General features: G+C 59.8%; 16 protein-coding genes. 4 read left to right on the forward strand and 12 right to left on the reverse strand.

The features are described from left to right. The first annotated feature begins 27 nt into the window (after positions 1-27). From DYI22_RS01900 to DYI22_RS01910, 3 genes are all read left to right on the forward strand, one after another. The gene (locus DYI22_RS01900; protein ID WP_213476432.1) at positions 28-663 is read left to right on the forward strand and encodes a peptidylprolyl isomerase; all 636 of its coding nucleotides are present in this window, start codon (positions 28-30) and stop codon (positions 661-663) included. Next, on the forward strand, positions 660-2,603 hold the full coding sequence (mnmC, locus tag DYI22_RS01905) for a bifunctional tRNA (5-methylaminomethyl-2-thiouridine)(34)-methyltransferase MnmD/FAD-dependent 5-carboxymethylaminomethyl-2-thiouridine(34) oxidoreductase MnmC (RefSeq protein WP_213476433.1): 1,944 nt from the start codon (positions 660-662) through the stop codon (positions 2,601-2,603). The genes DYI22_RS01900 and mnmC overlap by 4 nt, the downstream gene beginning before the upstream one ends. A gap of 66 nt (positions 2,604-2,669) precedes the next feature. Beyond that, positions 2,670-3,299: a CBS domain-containing protein gene (locus tag DYI22_RS01910; protein WP_213476330.1), complete on the forward strand. Its 630-nt coding sequence runs from the start codon at positions 2,670-2,672 to the stop codon at positions 3,297-3,299. Here DYI22_RS01910 and DYI22_RS01915 read toward each other — a convergent pair. From DYI22_RS01915 to DYI22_RS01935, 5 genes are all read right to left on the reverse strand, one after another. Continuing rightward, on the reverse strand, positions 3,296-6,046 hold the full coding sequence (locus tag DYI22_RS01915) for a hypothetical protein (RefSeq protein WP_213476331.1): 2,751 nt from the start codon (positions 6,044-6,046) through the stop codon (positions 3,296-3,298). The genes DYI22_RS01910 and DYI22_RS01915 overlap by 4 nt on opposite strands. Positions 6,047-6,218: 172 nt before the next feature. Then, positions 6,219-8,246 carry an NAD-dependent DNA ligase LigA gene (gene ligA, locus DYI22_RS01920; RefSeq protein ID WP_213476332.1) on the reverse strand — a complete coding sequence of 676 codons (2,028 nt, stop codon included), beginning with the start codon at positions 8,244-8,246 and terminating at the stop codon, positions 6,219-6,221. A 77-nt stretch (positions 8,247-8,323) separates the two neighbouring features. Next, the gene (zipA, locus tag DYI22_RS01925) at positions 8,324-9,379 is read right to left on the reverse strand and encodes a cell division protein ZipA (protein WP_213476333.1); all 1,056 of its coding nucleotides are present in this window, start codon (positions 9,377-9,379) and stop codon (positions 8,324-8,326) included. 128 nt (positions 9,380-9,507) lie between these two features. Further along, complete coding sequence (gene smc / locus DYI22_RS01930; protein WP_213476334.1) at positions 9,508-13,002, reverse strand: chromosome segregation protein SMC; 3,495 nt, start codon at positions 13,000-13,002, stop codon at positions 9,508-9,510. A 1-nt stretch (position 13,003) separates the two neighbouring features. Next, a complete protein-coding gene (locus tag DYI22_RS01935; RefSeq protein ID WP_213476335.1) occupies positions 13,004-13,687 on the reverse strand; it encodes a GntR family transcriptional regulator in 684 nt (227 codons plus the stop codon). Between the two features lie 273 nt (positions 13,688-13,960). Between DYI22_RS01935 and DYI22_RS01940 the strand changes: the two genes are divergently transcribed. Then, a complete protein-coding gene (locus DYI22_RS01940; RefSeq protein WP_213476336.1) occupies positions 13,961-14,887 on the forward strand; it encodes a GGDEF domain-containing protein in 927 nt (308 codons plus the stop codon). 5 nt (positions 14,888-14,892) lie between these two features. On the opposite strand, the gene rluB is transcribed toward DYI22_RS01940, so the two are convergent. From rluB to lpdA, 7 genes are all read right to left on the reverse strand, one after another. Further along, positions 14,893-15,891 carry a 23S rRNA pseudouridine(2605) synthase RluB gene (rluB, locus tag DYI22_RS01945; RefSeq protein ID WP_213476337.1) on the reverse strand — a complete coding sequence of 333 codons (999 nt, stop codon included), beginning with the start codon at positions 15,889-15,891 and terminating at the stop codon, positions 14,893-14,895. A 36-nt stretch (positions 15,892-15,927) separates the two neighbouring features. Beyond that, positions 15,928-16,590 (reverse strand): SMC-Scp complex subunit ScpB, encoded by a 663-nt coding sequence (gene scpB, locus DYI22_RS01950; protein ID WP_213476338.1) that lies wholly within the window; start codon positions 16,588-16,590, stop codon positions 15,928-15,930. A 29-nt stretch (positions 16,591-16,619) separates the two neighbouring features. Next, a complete protein-coding gene (locus tag DYI22_RS01955) occupies positions 16,620-17,465 on the reverse strand; it encodes a segregation and condensation protein A (RefSeq protein ID WP_228300763.1) in 846 nt (281 codons plus the stop codon). A gap of 42 nt (positions 17,466-17,507) precedes the next feature. Beyond that, a complete protein-coding gene (locus tag DYI22_RS01960; RefSeq protein WP_213476339.1) occupies positions 17,508-18,722 on the reverse strand; it encodes a tryptophan--tRNA ligase in 1,215 nt (404 codons plus the stop codon). A gap of 187 nt (positions 18,723-18,909) precedes the next feature. Continuing rightward, complete coding sequence (gene sucD, locus DYI22_RS01965; protein WP_213476340.1) at positions 18,910-19,782, reverse strand: succinate--CoA ligase subunit alpha; 873 nt, start codon at positions 19,780-19,782, stop codon at positions 18,910-18,912. After that, positions 19,782-20,948, reverse strand: coding sequence for an ADP-forming succinate--CoA ligase subunit beta (gene sucC / locus DYI22_RS01970; protein WP_213476341.1), 1,167 nt, complete (start codon positions 20,946-20,948; stop codon positions 19,782-19,784). Before sucC ends, sucD begins: the two co-directional genes overlap by 1 nt. Positions 20,949-21,143: 195 nt before the next feature. Then, on the reverse strand, positions 21,144-22,583 hold the full coding sequence (gene lpdA / locus DYI22_RS01975; RefSeq protein ID WP_213476342.1) for a dihydrolipoyl dehydrogenase: 1,440 nt from the start codon (positions 22,581-22,583) through the stop codon (positions 21,144-21,146). Positions 22,584-22,611: the final 28 nt, after the last annotated feature.

The raw sequence follows: 22,611 nt of genomic DNA on the forward strand, positions 1-22,611 counted from the left end.
GGAGCTAACATGGTGACCCCGATTAAAATGACAAATACCGTAAAACCGTCGGTTTCTGTGATTCAAGTCTTCATCCTGCTGCTGGCCACCTTCGGCCTTAGCCATGGCGCTCTCGCCCAGGACGCCGAATCGGCGAAACAGGAACTGCCCCATGTGCGGCTGGAAACCACTGAAGGCGTTATCGAACTGATGCTCAGACCCGACGTGGCGCCGGCAACCGTGGAAAACTTCATCGAATACGCCGAAAGCGGCTTCTACAACGGCACCATATTCCACCGGGTTATTCCAGGCTTCATGATCCAGGGCGGCGGCTTCACCCGCGACCTCGCGCGAAAGGACACCAACGCGCCTATCCGCAACGAAGGCAGCGCCACGCTCAAGAATCTGCGGGGTACCATTGCCATGGCGAGAACCGGCCAGCCGCATTCCGCAACCTCCCAGTTCTTCATCAACGTGGTGGATAACGGCTACCTCAATACCACGGACAACCCGCAGAAATGGGGCTATGCGGTCTTTGGCAAAGTGACCGAAGGTATGGGCGTGGTCGATGCCATCGCCGGCAAGCAAACCGGCTACTCTGCAGGCATGGCGGATGTACCGGAAGACCCGATCATCATCGAGCGGGTCACCGTGTTACGGGGCGGTGCCCAGACCGACGACTGATGACACAGCTCGCTCCCCCCGCCATAGAATCGGCGGATATCCGCTGGCACGACGGAATACCCGAGTCGCGCACCTTCGGCGATGTCTATTTCAACCGCGACAACGGCCTGGAAGAAACCCGGCATGTCTTCATCAGGCCCAATGAACTGGCCCGGCGATTCGCACGGGTGGCGGATGGCGCCGCGTTCGTTATCGGAGAAACCGGCTTCGGGACCGGGCTGAACTTTCTGGCCGCGTGGCAGGAATGGCGGAGGGCCAACCCGCCGCCGTGCGCCCGCCTGCATTTTGTTTCAGTGGAACGCTACCCGTTACGGCGCGAAGACCTGCACAGAGCGCTGGCGCTTTGGCCCGAGCTCGCCGACCTGGCTGAAGAACTGGTAGCGCAGTACCCACCACTGGTTCGTGGCGCTCACCGGATGCGCCTCGACAATGGCCGCGTGAGACTGACGCTGTTCTTCGGCGATGTACTGGACGCCTGGCAGGAACTGGAGTTCAACGCCGACGCCTGGTTTCTGGACGGCTTCGCCCCGGCCCTGAACCCGAGCATGTGGCCGGATGAGGCAATGCAACAAATCCGCCGCCACAGCAAGCGTGAGGCCACCCTGGCCACTTTCACGTCCGTAGGCCGGGTGCGGCGGGCTCTCGAGAACTGTGGGTTCCAGATGCATAAAGCCGGCGGTTTCGGCCGCAAACGGGACATGCTCGTGGGCAGCCTGCCCCCGGATCCGGGGCCGGCTCCACGCAACGACGTACCACAACCCAAGGGTATTGCCATTATCGGTGCCGGCATTGCCGGCTGCCTGTTGGCGCGGAACCTCGCAGAGCGCGGCGTGCCGGTCACTCTGATCGACGCCGCAGAGCAACCTGGTGCCGGCGCCTCCGGCAATCTGCAGGGTGCCCTGTACGTCAAACTCGGGGTGGAGTTCAACGCCCAGACCCAGCTTGCCCTGTCTGGATTGCTGTTCAGCCAGCGCTACTATGCATCGTTACCTGAACCGTTATCTGAATCATTATCTGAATCGCCAAGCGGCAGTTGCTGGCACCGCACCGGGCTGTTCCAGATGGCGCACAACGAGCAGGAACGCCAGCGCCAGCAACGTTTTCTTGAACGAAACCAATACCCGGCAGACATCGTGGAACCGGTGGATGCCGGGGCGGCGACCGATCTTACCGGTATAGAAACCGAACACAGTGGCCTCTGGTTTCACAACAGCGGCTGGTTGCAGCCCGCCGCACTGTGCCGGGATCTGATCCGGCACCCCGGCATAACCACCCTGTTTTCAAACCCCGTCGAGAGCCTGGCCCGCAATGGGAATCAGTGGTTTATTGCAACCCAGCGTCAGACGGTATCCGCGGCGCAGGCGGTCATCTGCGGCGGCCATCACAGCCCGGCACTGATTCCCGTCGATAGCCAGCACGGACACTTTCGCTTCAAGCCGATTCGTGGCCAGGTTACGCACCTGCCGGACCACGTTGTGAAGGCTCCGCGGGCGGTGATTTGCGGGCCTCGATACATCAACCCGACCTGTGACGGCGTCGCGGTGACCGGCGCAACCTTTGACCTGCACAACGCCTCTCCCGAGATGAACGAGGCGAGCCACCGTGAGAACATCGACGAGCTCCATGACATGCTCCCGGCCATCTGGCTGGACCAGGCTCCTGGGCCGGACCAACACCTGTCCGGGCGCGTGGGGTTCCGCTGCACAACCCACGATTACCAGCCCGCAGCCGGTGCGCTGGCGGCGGTTCCCGGCGCGGACCTCAGAGACCTGTTCCTGTTGACCGGGCTGGGCAGCAAGGGCCTGACCTACGCTCCGTTACTGGCGGAGTACCTCGCAGATACACTGACCGGCGAGCCGGCCTGCCTGCCCCGCTCGCTGATCAAACGCGTGCGTCCGGAACGCTGTTTCCGGCCCATGGCGCAAGAAAAGGTAAGTTAGGAAACTCAAGAAAACGGCCTAACGGCCGATCAGTGGTAAACGGGCATTACGATCTGGAGTCAGTCTATGGCCATTTTTGTCAGTGAACCCGGCCGACCGGTCGGAACCCGATTACCGGAGGTATTCCGGGGCCGACGGGTGGGTAATGTCACTGAATTGGTCGAATCACACGCGGTCAATACCGGCCATAGTGACGTGACCGATGGCGAGTTTCAGCAGGCCAGTTACGCCGCCGGTCATCATCGCGCCCTGGAGGAGTACGGCGCATCCGCAGAGCCCCGGGATCAGCGCAGTTATCTGCCGGTATCCACCCTGTGCACGCCGGCGTTGTATTCGTTACCGGCGACCGCCACCATCGCCGAAGCGCTGTCGACCATGGACGAGCACGGAGTACATCACCTGGTGATCACCGCCCAGGACAATGTCGCCGGTCTGATCGACCTGCGCTGGTTACTGAGCTGGCTGCACGAACACAACGCGGACGCCATGAGCCACAGCTTGCTACACGTGGAGTTGCCAGCGTTTCTGACCGCCTCCCCCGAAACCGACGCCCACCAGCTTGCGCGCCTGATGCTGGCTCATCAGTTGAATGCCGCGCTGGTGGTGGATAACAAAGGCCTGCCGTCTGGTATCGTGACCAGCACCGATTACCTGAAGCTCTACGCCAGTGCCGGCCGCCAGCAGGGTACGGTCTAGTTCAGCTGAACACCTTCTGCGGAGAACAGGATGATGCTCCATTCATCGCCACCGCCGACGGCTTGCCTGACCAGCGCGACAATCTCATCATCCCGGTAGTTCGCCGTTGCCAGAATTTCTGCATTATCAATCGGCACCTGTACGCGCCAGAGTTCACTGATGATCTGCTTTTCTTCATCGTCAATGGTTTCGGAGGCGTTCGGATCGAGACGGGCCAGTACCGCCTGCCGTGTGCCGCTCCCGGCTTTCGCCACGAACTCTCCAGTGGTGGAACCGGCGGCAATCAGGTTATCGGCAAACTCGAGGAGCGCAGCGAAGTTCTCTTTACCCCCACTATCCGACGCAATCAGATTGTAAGCTTTGTTTACGTTCCCTCCGGAGGACAGGCCCAGCAAGAAGCCATTACTGCCACTCAGGTTTTCCTCCACCTCCAGGGTATTGTCGCCGTCTTCCACGATATTGACGGAGTAAAGCCGATCGCTGTTGCCCAGCAGCCAGATGTTGGACACGGTGTACAGGCCATCGATTACTTCCTCGTCACCGTCGGTGCCAGCCTGATACACGCTTATGGCGCTATCGGCGCTGGCCGCACTGTAGAAAAATCCGTCCGAGCCGCCCAAGCCAGTGTTGCTGCCAATCGCGCCGGAAGTATGGCCAAACAGGTAGGGGCTGGCCGTTTCTACACTGCCTGAAGCGACGATGTCATCGGCACTGGAACCCACCTGCCGGGTCCAGGCGAGCTTCGGCAGTCGGTTCTCACCGTCGATGGTGGTGTCGATACGCTGCAGGAAGCTGTCGACGTTGCCTCCACGGCTGGCCCCGGGCCAGGTACCAGTGGTCTCCCCGGCGACGATCACGGCACCGTTATCATCGTTGATACCCACCCAGCGGGGAACGTCATTACCTGCTGTCCCCGAACGCAGGGTCCACACTTCCGTGTATTCACTGCCGGCGGGCTGGGCGCTGTCAAACCAGTACAGCCCGACAACCACATCCTGACCACCGTTCGAGGTCTGGTCCGGAATATCGTCGACCGCCCTGTAAGCAACCGTGAACTCGAAACGATCCACTCTGGTTGTGCCGTCGGTTACCTGGCGCAGGGTATAATCGATAACCGGGTCGGGCTGATTCAGCGCCACAGCCGGATCGGATATCGGAACCTCCTGAACCAGCGCGCCCTTCTGATCAAAGATCCGTACCAGAACCTGATCATTGTTGGCGCTGTCATAGCCTGCCACAAACAACTGACCTTCCCGGCCAATGTCGATGTCGGTCGGAACAAACGCATCCGCCGCGTTCAACTCCAGGGGTGCGAGCAACTCGTTGATGCTGACCCGCAGCTCAACGTCACTCGCAGACCCCGCATAGTTTTCGCGCCCTGCCTGGTACTGCTGGTCCAGTTCCAGCAGGAGTGCCCTGTCATTGGCGCCGGCGTTCGTATAATCCTCCGGAATGGCGACACGGAATGGCACACGGCTGGTCCCCGGCGGAAACTCCAGTGTCGAATTGTCTATCCATTCATCGCCACCATTTGAGGTCTGGATAGTGTAATCGCCCTCTTTGGCGGCGGAATCCTCGTTCTCACCCAGCCGGGCAAAGACGGTTCCGCTGCGATCTCCGGAAAGCACCGCCACGAACTCGCGCGCGCCCCCCACGCTCACCGCGTCGCGCTGGCGCCCAGCCGGGGTTTCCAGGCGGACCACCGGCTCATCGTCGTCGATGACCAGCGTACTACGGGCTTCGGTGTCGGAAGGCCCGAGCGCGGCCAAGCCGCTGCGCACTTCCGTCAACGTCAGACGCAGGGATTCCGAGGGCTCAGGCACGGTTTCATCGATGACTTCCAGGCGGATGTAGCATTCGGTGATCCCGGGCTCCAGTGTAATGACGCCCTTCGAATACACGCCATCGTCGTCTCTCTGATACTGCAGATAATCCGGCACCGGCAGCCGGCTGTCGTTACCGCTCTGGCTGCCCAGGGCAACGATGTCGCGCCCGATAATTGCATCATCACGATTGGCATCGCCTTCCTCACATCGCTGATGCGGCGCATCGAAATCCGCATCACAGACGGTGGGATCAAACTCTGAGGTCAGCTCAAAGGCAACGGCGACGCGGGTCACCGACGGCTGCTCCAACAGCACTTTAACCAGAACCGCATTGGTTTCAGTGGTTTTTGCCTCGGTACCTACGACCTCGCCGGTCTCATCAAACAGGTTGATCTCGTAACTGTGCGCCCCTTTGTTCTCGATCACCGGTGCTTCACACCGGTTGTCGGCGGCGTCCGGCTTTTCTGACGCCTCGCCTTCTTTGAAGGTTTCAGCCTCCAGCGACAGCGGGTTACGTTTGACCTCGATATCGAAGGGCTGCACGCCGGCACGCTCGCCGTCGGTGGTCAGCAGGTTGATGTCTTCCTGCTTGCCGAGATCCGCGTCTCCCCGGTTGCCGCCAGTGAGTCCCGGCACACCGCGCATGATGATGCCGGGGCGAGCCTTGTTGCTGGTGTCTTCCAGGGCAAGCCAGGAGGGGGCGTTGGTCAGGGAGAAATCAAGGATACGCTCGCCGCCGTAAGCGCCGAAATTGTAGTAGTACTCAACGCCGAGATAGGCTTCTGCAGGGGGCACGCCCAGCACGGTCGGATCATCGGGGCCGGTGTCGGTCTTGCATCCGGAAGCGATCAGGGCCACTGCAAGCAGCAGGCCATGGCGGCCTGTGGCGAAGGCAATGCGTGTTAGCAAATCGGCGCGCATGGAAAAATCCGTTTCAAGGCGTTGTTATTATTGGTGATCAGGCAACGCCTTGGCGCCGCTTTACACACCGTTACAGAGCATTGCCATGGTAATCAATTTATTGCTGAGGGGATCTGCGCGAGTTCTCAGATTCGCAGGCCGGGCGCCCTGGCGGGCAGCCCGGCCCACCAAGCTAGGCGGAATGGGATTCGAGGAAAGCGACAAAGGCCTCTTCGGTGAGCACCTTGACGCCAAGGGATTCTGCCTTGGTCAGTTTCGAGCCTGCCGCCTCTCCGGCTACCACGCATGCGGTCTTCTTCGAGACACTGCCGGCGACTTTCGCGCCGAGCTGCTCGAGACGCTCTTTTGCCTCATCGCGGGTCATCCCGGACAAGGCCCCGGTCAGTACCCAGGTCTCCCCCAGAAGCGGCTTCGGTTCTGCAGTAATGGTCTCGGTCTGCCACTGCACGCCGGCGGTCCGCAGGGCATCAATGGTTTCCTGGTTGTGGGGCTGGTCGAAGAAGCTGCAGATATGCCCTGCCACAATCGGGCCGACATCGGGGACCTGTTGCAGCGCTTCCTCGTCGGCCTCGGCAATGGCCTCCAGGGTGCCAAAATGACTGGCCAGGGCCTTGGCGGTGGCTTCACCAACCTCGCGGATGCCGAGGGCATAGATAAACCGCCACAGCACCGGTTGGCGGGATTTGTCGATGGCGGCCAGCAGGTTACTGGCGGACTTGTCCCCCATGCGTTGCAGGCCGGTGAGATCTTCTTTGCTGAGCCCGTACAGATCGGCCACGGTTTTCACCATGCCCTTGTCCACCAGGAGTTCGATCCATTTGTCGCCCAGCCCTTCGATATCCAGCGCCTTACGGGAGGCGTAGTGGCGAATCGCCTCTTTGCGCTGTGCCGGGCAGAACAACCCGCCAGAACAGCGGGCTACGGCTTCGCCTTCTATCTGGATAACATCGGAGTCGCACACCGGGCAGGTGGCGGGCAGTTCCACTTCACGGGCCGAGTCCGGGCGCTTCTCCAGGACCACCTTGACCACCTGGGGAATCACGTCCCCGGCACGGCGGATAAACACCGTGTCGCCGATTCGAACGCCCAGTCGGTGGATTTCGTCCATGTTGTGCAGGGTGGCATTGCTCACCGTGACGCCGCCCACAAACACCGGCTTGAGCCGTGCCACCGGCGTTACAGCGCCGGTGCGCCCCACCTGGAACTCGACATCCTCGATCACCGTCAGTTCTTCCTGTGCCGGAAACTTGTGGGCAATGGCCCAGCGCGGCGCACGCGACACAAAACCAAGGGCATTCTGGAGTTCAAGACGGTTAACCTTGAACACAATGCCATCGATTTCGTACGGCAGCTCGGCCCGCTTGTCCATCAGTTCCCGGTAGGCGGCCAGGCACTCGTCCACCCCCGTCGCCTTGCGCATCTCGGGGTTGATGCGGAAGCCCCAGTCACTGACTTGTTGCAGGCTGTCCCAGTGGGTTTCAGGCAGCACAGATTCTTCGGTAACGGCCACGCTGTAAGCACACATTTCCAGCGGACGGCGTGCCGTGACTGAAGGCTTCTTCTGCCGCAGACTGCCCGCCGCCGCATTGCGGGGGTTCACAAAGGTTTTCTCGCCTTTGTTGGCCAGCGTCTGGTTCAGTCTCTCGAAGCCGGCTTTGGGCATGTAGACCTCACCGCGCACTTCGACCAGATCCGGAAACCCGGAACCCCGCAGCTTCAGCGGCACGGAAGGTATCGTGCGAATGTTTGCTGTGATGTCCTCACCGGCATAACCGTCGCCGCGGGTTGCGGCACGAGTCAGAATTCCCTGTTCGTAATGGAGGCTCACGGCAAGTCCATCGAGCTTGGGCTCGCACACGTACTCGATCGGATCATCGGCTTTCAGACGATCACGAATGCGCCGGTCAAAATCCTGCAGTTCTTCATCGCTGAAGGCGTTGTCGAGGGACAACATCGGGATACGGTGAATCACTTCTTCGAAACTGGTTTCGGCGTTTGCCCCCACACGGCGGGTCGGTGAATCGTCGGTGACCAGTTCCGGATGGCTGGCCTCCAGTGCCTGCAGCTCCCTGAACAACCGATCGTATTCCGCGTCCGGTACTTGCGGGTCGTCAAGCACGTAGTAACGATAATTGTGCTCGTTGATGGCCTGCCGCAACTGCTCTACCCGGTTCGCCGTTTCCCGGTCTGTTGTACTCATACCTGTAAGCCCTCGGATCCTACAAAAAATGCCCGGTCTGAGCCGGGCATTTTACGGTCAACTCACAGCCGCACGCCTTAATGGCGTTGAGACCGCTGTTTACGCTCGAATTCGCGAATACGCTGACGACAGTGCTCGATGGTCTGCGGCGTCATCACGCTGCGCCTCTCGTCCTTCAGCTCCCCGCCCATGTTGCTGACCACGCACTGCGCTGTTTCCAGCATGAAATCAAAGGCCTGCAGGGCATTGGACGGCCCGGGCAGGCTCATGAAGAAACTGATGCCGGGTGTGGCCATCGCTGGCATGTCCCGGGGACGGAAAGTCCCGGGCTCTACCGCACTGGCGACACTGAACTGCACCGGGCTGGTGGTGTCCGACTGTTCGTGGCGGTGGTAGATATCCATGTCACCAAACTCAAGGCCACAGGCCTCGAACAGTTTTTTCAGTGCCGAGCCCTGGAATTCCTCACCCCGGCGGGACAGCACGTTGATCACAATGACTTCCCGTGCCTCGGGCCGGTTGGCCCCCGCCAAAGGCTGATCCGTACGTTTCGGGGTCTGTTCCCGTCGTGCCGTGTCTTCCTCAACCTCGCGGGTCATCGGCGGCGGGGTTAGCGGGCTTTCAACAGTGCCCGGTTCTGCGGACTGCGGCTGTGGCTCGTCCTGGGCGACCACTCGTGGTTCACTGACAATGCCATCATCCACTTCGTAGTCGTCGTCAACCGCGCCCCAGCCTGTATTTTCTGCTTCCGCTTCCTCTTCGGCCGGCGCGACCTCCTCGGACCAGAAAGGCTCATCCGCGGGAGCTGACGGTTCGGACTCCGGTGTGCGCTCCTCGCCGCTGATAATCGGCCGGGTTGGTTTCTGAACCGGATTGCCGAACCGGTTGGAACGCTCCCGCTTCAGATAGCCACGCTCTTCGAGTGTGTCCCTGGAAATGGTCCGCGCGCCACCGTTCGGCAACTCCGGGTTATGTTCTTCGTCCAACGGCGATTCGTGAAGCTCATCGGCGCCCATACCGGAAGAAATCGCCATGGATTCCTTGCGAGCCCGTCGCATGCGGCGAAGGCCATCAATGACGATGCCGATAATGACCAGGGTACCTATGGCAATCAACCATTCCCTTAGTGACATAGTGCTGCTGTCCTGTTTGCGGATCGGATATCGTTGCTACTCTAAGAAAAGCCTGTAATGAATACAACGGACAGGCTTATGAGATGGCTTTTTCGTCATATTTGGCGACGTTGTAACCAGATGGCGCCTCACGCCTCTGCCAGTGCCGCCGCCTGCTCCACATCCACCGACACCAGCCGCGAACATCCTGGCTCGTGCATGGTGACCCCCATCAACTGATCCGCCATCTCCATCGCTATCTTGTTGTGGGTAATGTAGATGAACTGCACCTGCTTCGACATTTCCTTCACCATGTTGGCGTATCGGCCAACGTTGGCATCGTCCAGCGGTGCATCGACCTCATCGAGCATACAGAAAGGCGCGGGGTTCAGCTGGAAAATCGAGAATACCAGGGCAATGGCCGTCAGCGCTTTCTCGCCGCCGGACAACAGGTGAATGGTGCTGTTTTTCTTGCCTGGCGGCCGCGCCATGATCGCCACGCCGGTTTCCAGCAGGTCTTCGCCGGTCAGTTCCAGATAGGCATTGCCGCCCCCGAAGACCTTCGGAAACAACGCCTGCAGCCCGCCATTGACCTGATCAAAGGTTTCCTTGAAGCGCTGGCGGGTTTCCCGGTCAATACGCCGAATGGCATTGTCGAGGGTTTCCAGAGCTTCCATCAGGTCTTCATGCTGGCTGTCCAGGTAGGTTTTGCGCTCGCTCTGGACCTGAAATTCCTCAATGGCGGCCAGGTTGATGGCGCCGAGACGCTGGATCCGGTTGCCGATTTTCTCCAGCTCTTCAGCCCACGCCTGTTCGGTCGCCTCTTCCGGCAGCTGCTCCAGCACCTCCTGCAGCTTCACATCCAGCTCTTTGAGTTGCTCAATGTGATTGCCGGAGCGAATTTCCAGCGCCTGAGACTCCATCTTCAGCTTCTCAAGACGCGCGCGGATGTCCTGTACCTCGTGCTCGGTACGGCTACGGCCCTGCTCTTTCTCCCGCACTTCCCGATCAATCTCTTCCAGCGCATCCCGGGCCACACCGAGCTTTTCCTCCTCGGCCAGACGACGATCCAGCAGGCCTTCCAGTTGCATCTGAAGATCCTCAATCGGTTCTTCGGCCTGTTCGCGGGATTCCCGCAGGATCTCAAGGCGCTCGTCCAGACGCTCTTTCTGCATCTGCATGCGCTCGAGGGTCTGTTTCAGGCCATCCCGCTGGCTGTTCAGCGACTGCAGTTGTAATTGCAGCTGATGGGCATGATCGCGGTCATGACGGGCCTCCTGGCGAAGGTGGTCAAGGTTTTCCCGCAGGGTATCCCGGCGCTCAAGTAGCTGCTCCTTTTCTTCGTCACTGTCTTCCGACGAGGCCAGGGCCTGTTGCCACTCTTCCCGGGCTTCCTGCAGTTGTTCAAGCTGCTCTTCCAGGTTCAGCACCACGTCTTCGGCATCATCACGAATGCGCTGCAGCCGGTCATCGATCTGCTCCGCCCGCGCCTTGAGCCCGCTGATTCGCGAGGACAGACCGCCAAGTTCCCGCTCCGCGTCACTGAGACGACCCTGAGCCTCATCCCGGTTGGCTTCCGCCTTTTCGCTACGTTGCTGGAGCTCATCCAGTTGTTCCGTTGCCTCCCGCAACAAGGTCTCCGCCCCAGCCAGGTCATCGGCCAACTGGCTGACCTTTTTCTGGCGCTCGATTACCCCGATCTGTGCCGCATCGGAATCCGGCATCAGCACCCAGTCCCGGGATACCCAAACACCGTCACGGGTGATGACGCTCTCACCGCCCGCCAGGCTCGCCTGCCGCGCCAGAGCCGCCTCCAGCGAATCGGCGGTATCGATCCCGGTGAGCAAGCCACGGATGCCGGAAGCACCGGACACTCGGGCCGCGAGACCCGATTCCGGACCTGACCGGGAGTCCGCCGAGTTCACCAGGGCCAATCCTTTGGGCGCGCCTGACAACGCCTGATGCAGGTCGTCCATGTGCGGCACACTGACGCCCTGGCCGAAGCGATGGATGACCTGCTCAACCGCGAATTCCCAGCCATTCTCAATGGTGAGCTGCTGGGCAATCCGCGGCGCGGACGCCAGACCGAATTCATGGAGCCAGGACTGCAACGCGTCGTCCTGGGCGCCCATCTGTTCGTCCAGCAACGCCTGCTGGGAATCCAGCGCCGCGCGGAGACTCTGCACCTGCTGGCGATAGTCCGAAACTTTCTGCTCCGCGTCTCTGCTGTGCTGACGAGCCTCGTACAACTCGTCCTGCAGCGCAGCGATACGTTCCGCCGCTTCTTCCCGTTGCAGCTCCAGCGTTTCCTGCTGTTCCAGCAATTCCTCCAGTTCAGCCCGGTCCAACTGGCCTTCCAGCAGTTCCTGTTCATCGTTCAGGCGTTGTTGACGGGTTTTCAGCTGGTTAATGGCATCTTCAAGGGAGCCGATTCGCGACTGGGCCAGTTCCGCCTCGCGCCGCGCGTCGGCAGAGCGTGCGCTGAAGCCTTCCCATTGCTGCTGCCATTCACTCATGGCATCTTCCGCCCGCTGCAGTTTCTCTCCGGATTCCTCGGCGCGAACCGCCAGTGCCTCCTGCTCCGGCTCGATCATGTCGAGCTCTTCCTGCAGACCGGACAGTTTTTCCTGATCCTGTTCCAGTTCCCGTGAAAGCTCCCGCTGGTTCGCCATTGCCTGATCCAGTTCCGTGGCTGTCTGGCGGCTGCGCTCACGCTGGTGCTCCAGGCTCTGCTCAATCCTGGCAATGTCCGCGCCCGCTTCGTAGAACCGCGCCTGGGCGCGGTTAAAGTGCTCGGTGCGTTCCTGATGGCTATCCCGTAGCGCTTCCAGAGAGGTTTCCAGATTGACCCGGTCGGTGAGGTATTTCTCGAGTTCCAGCTCGGTATCACGAATTCGTGTTCGCCAGGTCTGCAGATCGTTATCCAGCGACTTCCAGCGCAGAACCGTCAGCTCCGCTTTCTTCTGGCGCTCTTCGTGCTTGTAGGCCTTGTACTTTTCCGCGGCCGCCGCCTGACGTTCCAGGTGCTGGAGCTGGCGCCCCAGTTCGTCCCGCAGATCGGTGAGTCGTTCCAGGTTCTCCTGGGTGCGACGGATGCGGTTCTCGGTTTCCCGGCGCCGCTCCTTGTACTTGGAGATGCCTGCGGCCTCTTCAATGTACACCCGCAGCTCTTCCGGCTTGGCTTCAATCAACCGCGAGATCATGCCCTGCTCGATGATGGCGTAGCTGCGGGGGCCCAGCCCGGTACCAAGAAACAGATCGGTGATATCCCGACGCCGGCATTTGGAGCCGTTCAGAAAGTACTCGGACTGCCCTTCGCGGGAAACCCGGCGGCGCACCGAGATTTCATTGAAGCGGACAAACTCGCCCGGCGCCGACCCGTCGCTGTTATCGAAGACCAGTTCGATGGACGCCTGACCAACGGGTTTGCGGGCACTGGAACCGTTGAAAATAACGTCGGTCATGGATTCGCCACGGAGGTACTTGGCCGAGCTTTCCCCCATCACCCAGCGCACGGCGTCGATGATGTTCGATTTGCCGCAACCGTTTGGCCCCACGACCGAGGTCATGTTGGTTGGAAACGGGACCGTGGTCGGGTCCACAAAGGATTTGAAACCGGCCAGCTTGATGGATTTCAGGCGCATATCAGGCGGTAACCTCCTCCCTGAGTATTATCAACACCTGGTTCCGCTGGTGCTCGCCGAAACGGCGGATCGCGGTTTCGACCCTGCTGGCATCGCCACTGACCGCGGCGTCTGCCACATCGCTGAAGAAGCGCCCGGTTTCGGACATTTCTCCACGGAAATTCTCCAGGGCCACGTAATAAGTCCGGCTGATGGCGGGACGGAAGTTTTCCAGTGTCTCTTCCAGGAACGGATTATCCACCAGCGTGTAGGCGTACCGCATCACACCAAATCCGGCTTCGATGACCCGTTCCGCCGCGTCTTTGCCGCCAGAATTCAATGCCTCCGTCACAGCCTGAAGTTCCCTCGCCTGACTGATCACACCGGACAGCTCGGGCCCCGACCAACGCTCCATCACCTTGCGACCGAGCATGCACAGCAAATCAATGTAAATATCGTACAGGCTATTCACCAGTTCCGGGGTTAACCGGGACACCACCGCCCCCCGACGCGGGAAAATCTCGATCAGGTGACGGCGCTGGAGAATCAGCAAGGCCTCGCGCACCGAGCCACGGCTGACATTCAGTTCACCAGCCACCTTCAGTTCCTGAATCCGCTCACCGGGCCTGAGTTCGCCGGTCATAATGCGCTGCCCCAGATGCTGGGCAATTTGCTCGGATAAACTTTCGGGGGCCTGAAACCTCATAAACCTGGACGCTCACTCGCTGTACGGAAGGCACGATAATAAGCGCAAAAGTTTACCACAGGGATTGGCAGACCCAATGCCCTTGTCCGACATTTTGACCACCCTGAAAAGCGGCAAATCAATGCCGGATTTCTGACAGTTCTGTGTCATTCTTGAGACTCGACCAATAATGCCGTCAAAAAGTGACGCTATACCACTGTTTAAAATAGCTTTATTTATAAGGGCATGATTCGTGCTTTAACCAGAAAAATTTTGACGTAGAGCGATGTCCCGGTGAAACAGATTCCTTCCATAGCAAAGCATGGCCCCCAACCCCAGAAGCTGGCAGCTCTGAAACAGGCCCATCGGGAATGGAACGAATCCCCAGACATTCTGACCCGGTTGACCCGACGGCTGTCGACCACGCTGTCGCTGGAACTGCAGCTGGGCATTCTGGCGGAAGAAATTGCCGCGGTCGTACCCTTTGATGCGCTCCACTACCGCCACCACATCGGTGGCACCGAGTTTGTCTATGCGTCCGGCATGGGCGGTCCCCACAGCTGCGACTACCGGCTCAATCTTGAGGGCGAGTTTTTTGGCACGCTGTCACTGAAACGTCGGCAGCGATTCGCCGAGTCGGAACTGGAAGGCATTGAGATGCTTCTGAGTGCGGCCATCTGCCCGATTCGCAACGCCTGCAAATTCATCGCCATCGAGCAGGCTGCACTGACGGATTCCCTGACCGGCGTTCCCAACAAGCGCGCCATGGATCAGGCCCTGCAGCGCGCCTGCCTGCTGTCTGACCGGCACGGTGACCAGTACTCGCTGATCCTCTGCGATCTGGACCATTTCAAGTCGGTCAATGACAGCCACGGCCATGTGGTGGGCGACCACCTGCTGAAACTGGCGGCGCGGGAACTGGAAAAAGCAGTGAGAAATTCGGATTCGGTATACCGCTTCGGGGGTGAAGAGTTTGCGGTTTTGCTGCCCCACACCGGCGAGCAGGAAGCGCGGGATGTTGCTGACCGAATTCGGTGCAACATCGAAGACATCGTCGTGAACTGCGGCGACACGGACGTGTCCGTTACTGCCAGCTGTGGCGTGGCCATGCGACTGGTGGACGAGACTGCCGATCAGTGGGTTGCCCGTGCAGACGAGGCCCTTTACCGGGCAAAAGACCACGGACGCAACTGCACCCGGGTCTTCGCCAGCATTGGCTGAATACCTCAGCGTTTCGGGCTTCGGCCGGATTTCGTCACGGTTTTCTTGCCGGCGCCAGCAGGCTTACTAGCCGGCCTGGAGGTGGCCACATCCCATTTCCGCCCGCCGCTTTTCCGTGCGGGGCGTCCCGGCTGTTTGTTCCGCTTCCGATCGATGGCCGCCTGCTCATCCGGTGTTTTGGCCGGAATCGCCACCGACTCCAGCCCCACCGATCGACTGAGCAGGTCCACTGCCTTCTGATCAAGCTCTTCCCACTTCCCGACCGTCAGACGACTCGGCAGAAAAATGGGCCCGTAGCGCACGCGCTTGAGCCGGCTTACCCGCACTCCCTGTGATTCCCACAGACGCCTTACTTCACGGTTCCTGCCCTCAAGCAGCGTGACATGGAACCAGCGATTGATGCCGCTGCCTCCGGCCGGGGAGATATCCGAGAACTTGGCCATGCCGTCTTCCAGCAACACACCGTCCATCAGGCGCTTGAGCATCTCGTCATCGACTTCGCCGAACACCCGCACGGCGTATTCCCGGTCGATTTCGCTGGACGGGTGCATCAGCTTGTTTGCCAGTTCACCGTCGGTGGTGAACAGCACCAGCCCGGTGGTGTTGATGTCGAGCCGTCCGATGGAGATCCAGCGGTGATCCTTTAGCCGGGGGAGCCGGTCAAACACCGTGGGACGCCCTTCCGGATCGCGGCGGGTGGTAACTTCACCCTCCGGCTTGTTGTAGATCAGTACCCGCCGAACCACCTCGGACCCGGATGTCAGATCCAGGCGCTTTCCGTCCAGTTCGATCCGGTCGTTGACCGTGACTTTCTGACCAGGCTCCGGCAACTGATTATTGACGGTGACGCGTCCTGCCTCTATCCAGCTTTCCACCTCTCGCCGGGAACCGACACCGGCCCTGGAGAGCAGCTTCTGGATTCTTTCCGGCTCACCCGTCACAACGGATGCTTTCTTGGGACCGGAGCTTCTGGCTCCTGGTTTCCCGGGGCGTTCTGACGCCATTTACTTATCCTTTCAAGTGGGCTGATACCCCTGGCATCAGTGAAGTGTCTGGTTTGAATCGGTGTCCGACGCCGGCTCTCCGGCGCCTTCACCTTCATCGCCGGCAGAAGCGTCGAACTCGATCTCTGCCTGCATATTCTTTTCAATTTCCCGGCCTATTTCCTCCAGATCCCGCACTTCGGACAGAGGCGGCAGTTGATCAAGATCCGAGAGATTGAAGTAATCAAGGAACTGGCGCGTGGTGGCGTACATGGCCGGACGGCCGGGCACGTCTCGGTGACCGACTACCCTCACCCATTCGCGCTCCAGCAACGTGCGGATGATATTGCTGCTCACCGTCACCCCGCGAATGTCTTCAATTTCACCGCGGGTGATAGGCTGGCGATAAGCGATCAGAGCCAGGGTTTCCAGTAACGCCCGGGAATACCGCTGGGGCTTTTCCTCGAACAGGCGGGCAACCCAGGGTGCGTATTCCTCGCGCACCTGGAGCCGGTAACCGCTGGCGACTTTCTTCAGCTCAAAGCCGCGACCTTCGCACGCCGCCTCAAGCAGCGCCAGCACGTGCTCCATGACCTGACGGGCCGGGCGTTCGCCCTCATCGAACAGCTCCCTGAGCTGCTCCAGCGACATGGGTTTACCGGCGGCCAACAACGCCGCTTCGGTAATCGCCTGTATTTTTCGCAGGTTTTCGTCGTTCATAGCACTCTTTTATCCAACCATGGCGCTGACTAGCTGGACGCTCTGGCCCTTACGTGGATCGGCCCAAGCACTTCGCCCTGAACCACCTCAATCAGCTGCTCCTTGACCAGTTCCAACGTCGCCAGGAAGCTGACGACCACGCCCAGGCGCCCTTCTTCCGGGGTAAACAGGCTTTCGAAGTTGACGAACCGGTCACCCTGCAGGGTCGCCAGTATGGACGACATTCGCTCACGGGTTGAGAGTCTTTCCCGTTCCACGTGGTGGCTGGTAAACAGGTCTGCGCGCTTGAGCACCCCCTGCAACGCCAATAACAGCTCCGACAGCTCCACATCCGGGTGCGGCTGGCTCGACGGCAACTTCGGCAAGGCAGCGGAACCCACAAAGTTTTCCCGCTCCAGGCGCGGCAGCGAATCCAGATCTTCCGCCGCCTGCTTGAATCGTTCGTACTGCTGCAACCGCCGTATCAGCTCGGCTCGCGGGTCGACTTCCTCATCGTCCTCGCTTTCCTGGCGCGGCAGCAACATTCGCGACTTGATCTCCGCCAGGGTCGCGGCCATGACCAGATATTCAGCGGCCAGCTCGAAGCGCATCGCTTCCACGGCGCCAATATAGTCCATGTACTGACGCGTGATCTCACTGACGTCAATGTCCAGGATGTTCATGTTCTGACGCCGGATCAAATACAGCAGCAGATCCAGCGGTCCCTCGAACGCCTCCAGGAAGACTGCCAGCGCATCAGGAGGAATGTAAAGATCCCGCGGCAGGTCGACCACGGGTTTGCCGGACACCAGAGCCAGCGGCACCTGGGAACCCGCCGATGTGGGCGCGTCTTCCGCCGTTTCAGCCTGCGATGTGCTCACGGTGTCTTCGGTCATCATGTCTCCAGCGCCCCACAGCGAACGTTGTCCGCCGGTGCGTTAGCGGTAGCTCAGCCCCATGGCTGCGCGCACTTCCTCGAGGGTATCCCGCGCGGCGTCCCGGGCCTGCTCACAGCCTTCCTCAATAATGGAATGGACCAGGTCAGGGTTGCCCTCGTACTCGCGGGCACGCTCGTGCAGCGGCCGCTGCTCTTCAATAATGGCGTCAATCAGTGGCTTCTTGCAGTCCAGGCAACCGATGCCGGCACTGCGACAGCCGGTATCCACCCATGCCCGGGTGTCGGCATCGGAGTAGATCTTGTGCATGCCCCAGACCGGGCATTTTTCCGGATCACCGGCATCGGTGCGGCGTACGCGCTGGGGATCGGTCTGCATGGTGCGGACCTTTTGCGCCACGGAATCCTGGTCTTCCCGCAACCCGATGTAGTTGTTGTAGGACTTGGACATTTTCTGGCCATCGAGCCCTGGCATCTTGGATTCCGGCGTCAGCAATGGCTGGGGCTCTGGCAGGATCACCTTGCCGCCGCCCTCAATGTAGCCATACAGGCGCTCACGGTCACCCAGGGAAATGTTCTGCTGCTCTTTCAACAGGGCGCGCGCCGTTTCCAGCGCTTCCAGATCGCCCTCTTCCTGGTACCGCTTCTTGAGGGTGCGATACAGCTTGGCGTTTTTCTTGCCCATCTTCACGATGGCGCCTTCCGCCTGCTCTTCAAAACCGGGTTCGCGGCCATAAATATGATTAAAGCGCCGGGCCACTTCACGGGTTATTTCCACATGGGAAACCTGATCGGCGCCAACCGGCACCCGACCGGCCCGGTACATCAGAATATCCGCGCTCTGCAGCAGCGGATAACCGAGGAAGCCGTAGGTGGCCAGGTCTTTTTCCCGCAGCTTTTCCTGCTGGTCTTTATACGTCGGCACCCGCTCAAGCCAGCCCAGCGGCGTAATCATCGACAGCAACAGGTGAAGCTCGGCGTGCTCAGGCACCCGCGACTGGATAAACATGGTCGAAGATCCGGGATTCACACCGGCTGCCAGCCAGTCGATAACCATATCCCAGACACTGTTCTCAATGCCCGAGGTATCTTCATAATCGGTGGTCAAGGCGTGCCAGTCGGCAACGAAGAAGAAGCACTCATACTCATGCTGGAGTTTAACCCAGTTTTTCAGCACACCGTGGTAGTGGCCAAGGTGAAGCTTGCCGGTAGGACGCATTCCGGACAAAACCCGTTGCTGGGAATCTACAGAACTCAAAGCATGAACTCCTTCTGGTGATATCAGGTCAGCCCATCTTAGTGCAGGCTGACCGGGCATTATAGTCTTATGTCGCGCCGGCGTTAAGAAACCATTGAAAAACCGGCATAACCGGCGCAAGCCGCAACGAAAAAGCCCCCGGCGCCTTGCGGCGGACCCGGGGGCTTTCAGAACCGGCGTGGGCGTTTTACCAGCCGGTCACTTCCTTCAGCGCCTTGCCGATTTCGGCCAGGCTACGCACGGTTTTGACACCGGCGTCGTTCAGGGCCGCAAACTTCTCGTCTGCAGTACCCTTACCACCGGAAATGATGGCGCCGGCGTGGCCCATACGCTTGCCCGGAGGCGCAGTAACACCTGCGATGTAGGACACCACCGGTTTGGTGACGTTCTCTTTGATGAACGCAGCCGCTTCTTCTTCGGCGGTACCGCCGATTTCACCGATCATCACGATCGCCTCGGTCTGCGGGTCGTCCTGCAGCAGCTTGAGGATGTCGATGAAGTTGGAGCCCGGAATCGGGTCGCCGCCGATACCAATACAGGTGGACTGACCGTACCCGAAATCGGTGGTCTGTTTGACCGCTTCGTAGGTCAGCGTACCTGAACGGGAAACGATGCCCACTTTGCCCGGCTTGTGAATGTGGCCCGGCATGATGCCGATCTTGCACTCACCCGGCGTGATCACGCCCGGACAGTTGGGGCCGATCATGCGAACGCCTTTGCGATCCACGTATTCCTTCGCATACAGCATATCGATGGTCGGGATGCCTTCGGTGATGCACACGATCAGCTGGATACCAGCGTCTGCAGCTTCGATGATGGCGTCTTTACAGAACGGTGCCGGCACGTAGATAACCGTCGCTTCCGCACCGGTTTTCTCCACCGCTTCACGCACGGTGTTGAAGACCGGCAGACCCAGATGCTCGGTACCACCCTTGCCGGGGCTTACGCCACCGACCATCTTGGTGCCGTACTCGATCGCCTGTTCAGAGTGGAAAGTACCCTGTGCGCCGGTAAAGCCCTGGCAGATAACCTTGGTGTCTTTATTGATCAGGATGCTCATTATTTACCCCCTGCGGCTTTAACGACTTGCTCTGCCGCATTAGACAGACTGGTGGCGGCAATGATGTTCAGGCCGCTGTCGGCGAGTACCTGGGTACCCTTTTCAGCGTTGTTGCCTTCAAGGCGAACCACAACCGGCACCTTCACACCGACTTCCTTCACCGCGCCGATGATGCCCTCTGCAATCATGTCGCAGCGAACGATACCACCGAAGATGTTGACCAGAACGGCCTTAACGTTGTCGTCAGACAGGATGATCTTGAACGCCTCAGAAACGCGCTCTTTGGTGGCACCGCCGCCAACGTCCAGGAAGTTCGCGGGCTGACCGCCGGACAACTTGATGATGTCCATGGTGCCCATGGCCAGGCCGGCGCCATTGACCATGCAGCCAATGTTGCCTTCCAGCGCAACGTAATTCAGTTCCCACTTGGCCGCTTCCGCTTCCCGGGAATCTTCCTGGGAGGGATCGTGCATCTCGTGGATCTTCTTCTGACGGTAAAGCGCATTGCCGTCTACGCCGATCTTGGCGTCGAGGCAGTGAAGATCACCGGCCGGTGTGATGACCAGCGGGTTGATTTCCAGCAGCGCCAGGTCACGGTCCTCAAACAGCTTGGCGAGGCCCATGAAAATCTTGGTGAACTGCCCGATCTGCTTGCCTTCCAGACCCAGCTTGAAGGCCAGTTCGCGGCCCTGGTATGGCTGTGCACCTACCAGCGGATCAATTTCAGCTTTCAGGATCTTTTCCGGAGTTTCTTCGGCAACCTGCTCGATTTCAACACCACCTTCGGTGGACGCCATGAAAACGATTCGGCGGGTACCACGGTCGACAACCGCACCCAGATACAGCTCCTGATCGATGTCAGTCAGGGATTCAACCAGAATCTTGCTCACCGGCTGGCCGTGCTCGTCCGTCTGGTACGTTACCAGGTTCTTGCCCAGCCACTTCTCGGCGAACTCACGGATTTCATCCTTGCTCTTGACCAGCTTCACACCGCCAGCCTTACCACGGCCACCAGCGTGAACCTGAGCCTTGACCACCCATGCGTCGCCGCCAATTTCGCCGGCTGCGTCCACTGCTTCTTTCGGAGTATCGCAGGCAATGCCCTTGGATACTGGCAGGCCATATTCAGCGAACAGCTGCTTGCCCTGATATTCGTGCAAATTCATAGTTAATGTCCCGTCTTTTGATGGAGGATAACCACGTACGGAAATGAACCCGCTGACGCACCGCCTTTGGTGCGCGTGATGCGAATTCGTTCTGGCAGGCCAGGGATCACCTTAACCCGCCGGTTACGCGTCCGGAAAGCTGCCGTTATGATGGCAGCGGGGCGCCCAAACTGGCGCCCCGATTCCGGTATTGCGTTACTTCTTTTTGCGACGGTTGGCGATGTGAATCGCGCCGCCTGCCACGGCCAGAGCTGCTTCGTGAACCGATTCAGACAGAGTCGGGTGTGCGAAACAGGTCAGGGCCAGATCTTCTGCGCTGGAACCGAACTCCATGGCAATGACGCCCTGGGCCACGATTTCAGAGGCCTGGGGACCCACCACATGGAAACCCAGGATGCGATCGGTTTTCGCGTCGGCAATGATCTTGACCAGACCGGATGCGGAGTTGGCGGCCATGGCACGGCCGTTCGCCGCAAACGGGAAGGTACCCACGTTGTACTCTTCACCTTCCGCCTTGAGCTGCTCTTCAGTCTTGCCAACCCAGGCCACTTCCGGAGCCGTGTAGATAACGTTGGGGATGCAGTCGTAGTTGACCTGCGGCTTATGGCCGGCGATACGCTCGGCAACCATAACGCCCTCTTCCGACGCCTTGTGAGCCAGCATCGGGCCGCGCACCACGTCGCCTACCGCCCAAACACCTGGGGCCTCGGTCTTGCAGTTGTCGTCCACGAATATGAACCCACGCTCGTCCATCTGCACGCCGGAATCCTCGGACAGCAAATTGTCGGTGTAAGGCCGACGACCGACCGCGACGATCAGCTTGTCGAACTTCGCTTCCTGTTTTCCTTTGCTGTCTTCGTAACTGACGTTAACCAGCTTCCGCTTGATTTCAGCCCCGGTCATGCGGGCGCCCATGACAATATTCAGCCCCTGCTTCTGGAATTGCTTGAGGGCGTCCTTCGCCACCTGCTGATCAACTGCAGGCAGGAATGTATCCTGGGCTTCAAGCACGGTCACTTCCGACCCGAGGCGGGCCCAAACGCTGCCAAGCTCGAGACCGATGACGCCGGCACCAATCACACCCAGGCGCTTGGGTACTTCGGTAAACTCCAGAGCACCCTCGGAGTCGACAATGTAATCGCCATCGAACGGCGCAGGCGGAATCTCGATCGGTTTGGAACCGGTCGCGATAATGACGTTTTCCGCTTCGTAGGTCTGGCTCTTGCCGTCTTTGTCGGTCACTTCCACTTTGCGGTTCGCCAGCAGCTTGCCGTGACCGTGAATAGAGGTCACGCCATTGGCCTTGAACAGGCCCGCGATGCCGCCGGTCAGCTGCTTCACAATACCGCTCTTGCGTTCCATCATCTTGGCAAGGTCGATCTTGACATCCTTGGCGATGATGCCCTGCATTTCATAATCGTGGCTGGCTTCCTCGAACTTGTGGGAGATTTCCAGCAACGCCTTGGAGGGAATGCAGCCCACGTTCAGACAGGTGCCACCGAGCACCTGCTTGTTGTCCTCGGAACTCCAGGATTCCACACAGGCGGTTTTCAGACCGAGCTGGGCAGCCTTGATGGCCGCCACATAGCCGCCGGGGCCTGCACCAATGACAATGACGTCGTACTTATCAGACATAGTTGATCCCGTTTTCTGATTCGTTAAA

The organism is Marinobacter lipolyticus, from assembly GCF_018424605.1.
Taxonomy (GTDB): Bacteria; Pseudomonadota; Gammaproteobacteria; order Pseudomonadales; family Oleiphilaceae; genus Marinobacter; species Marinobacter lipolyticus_B.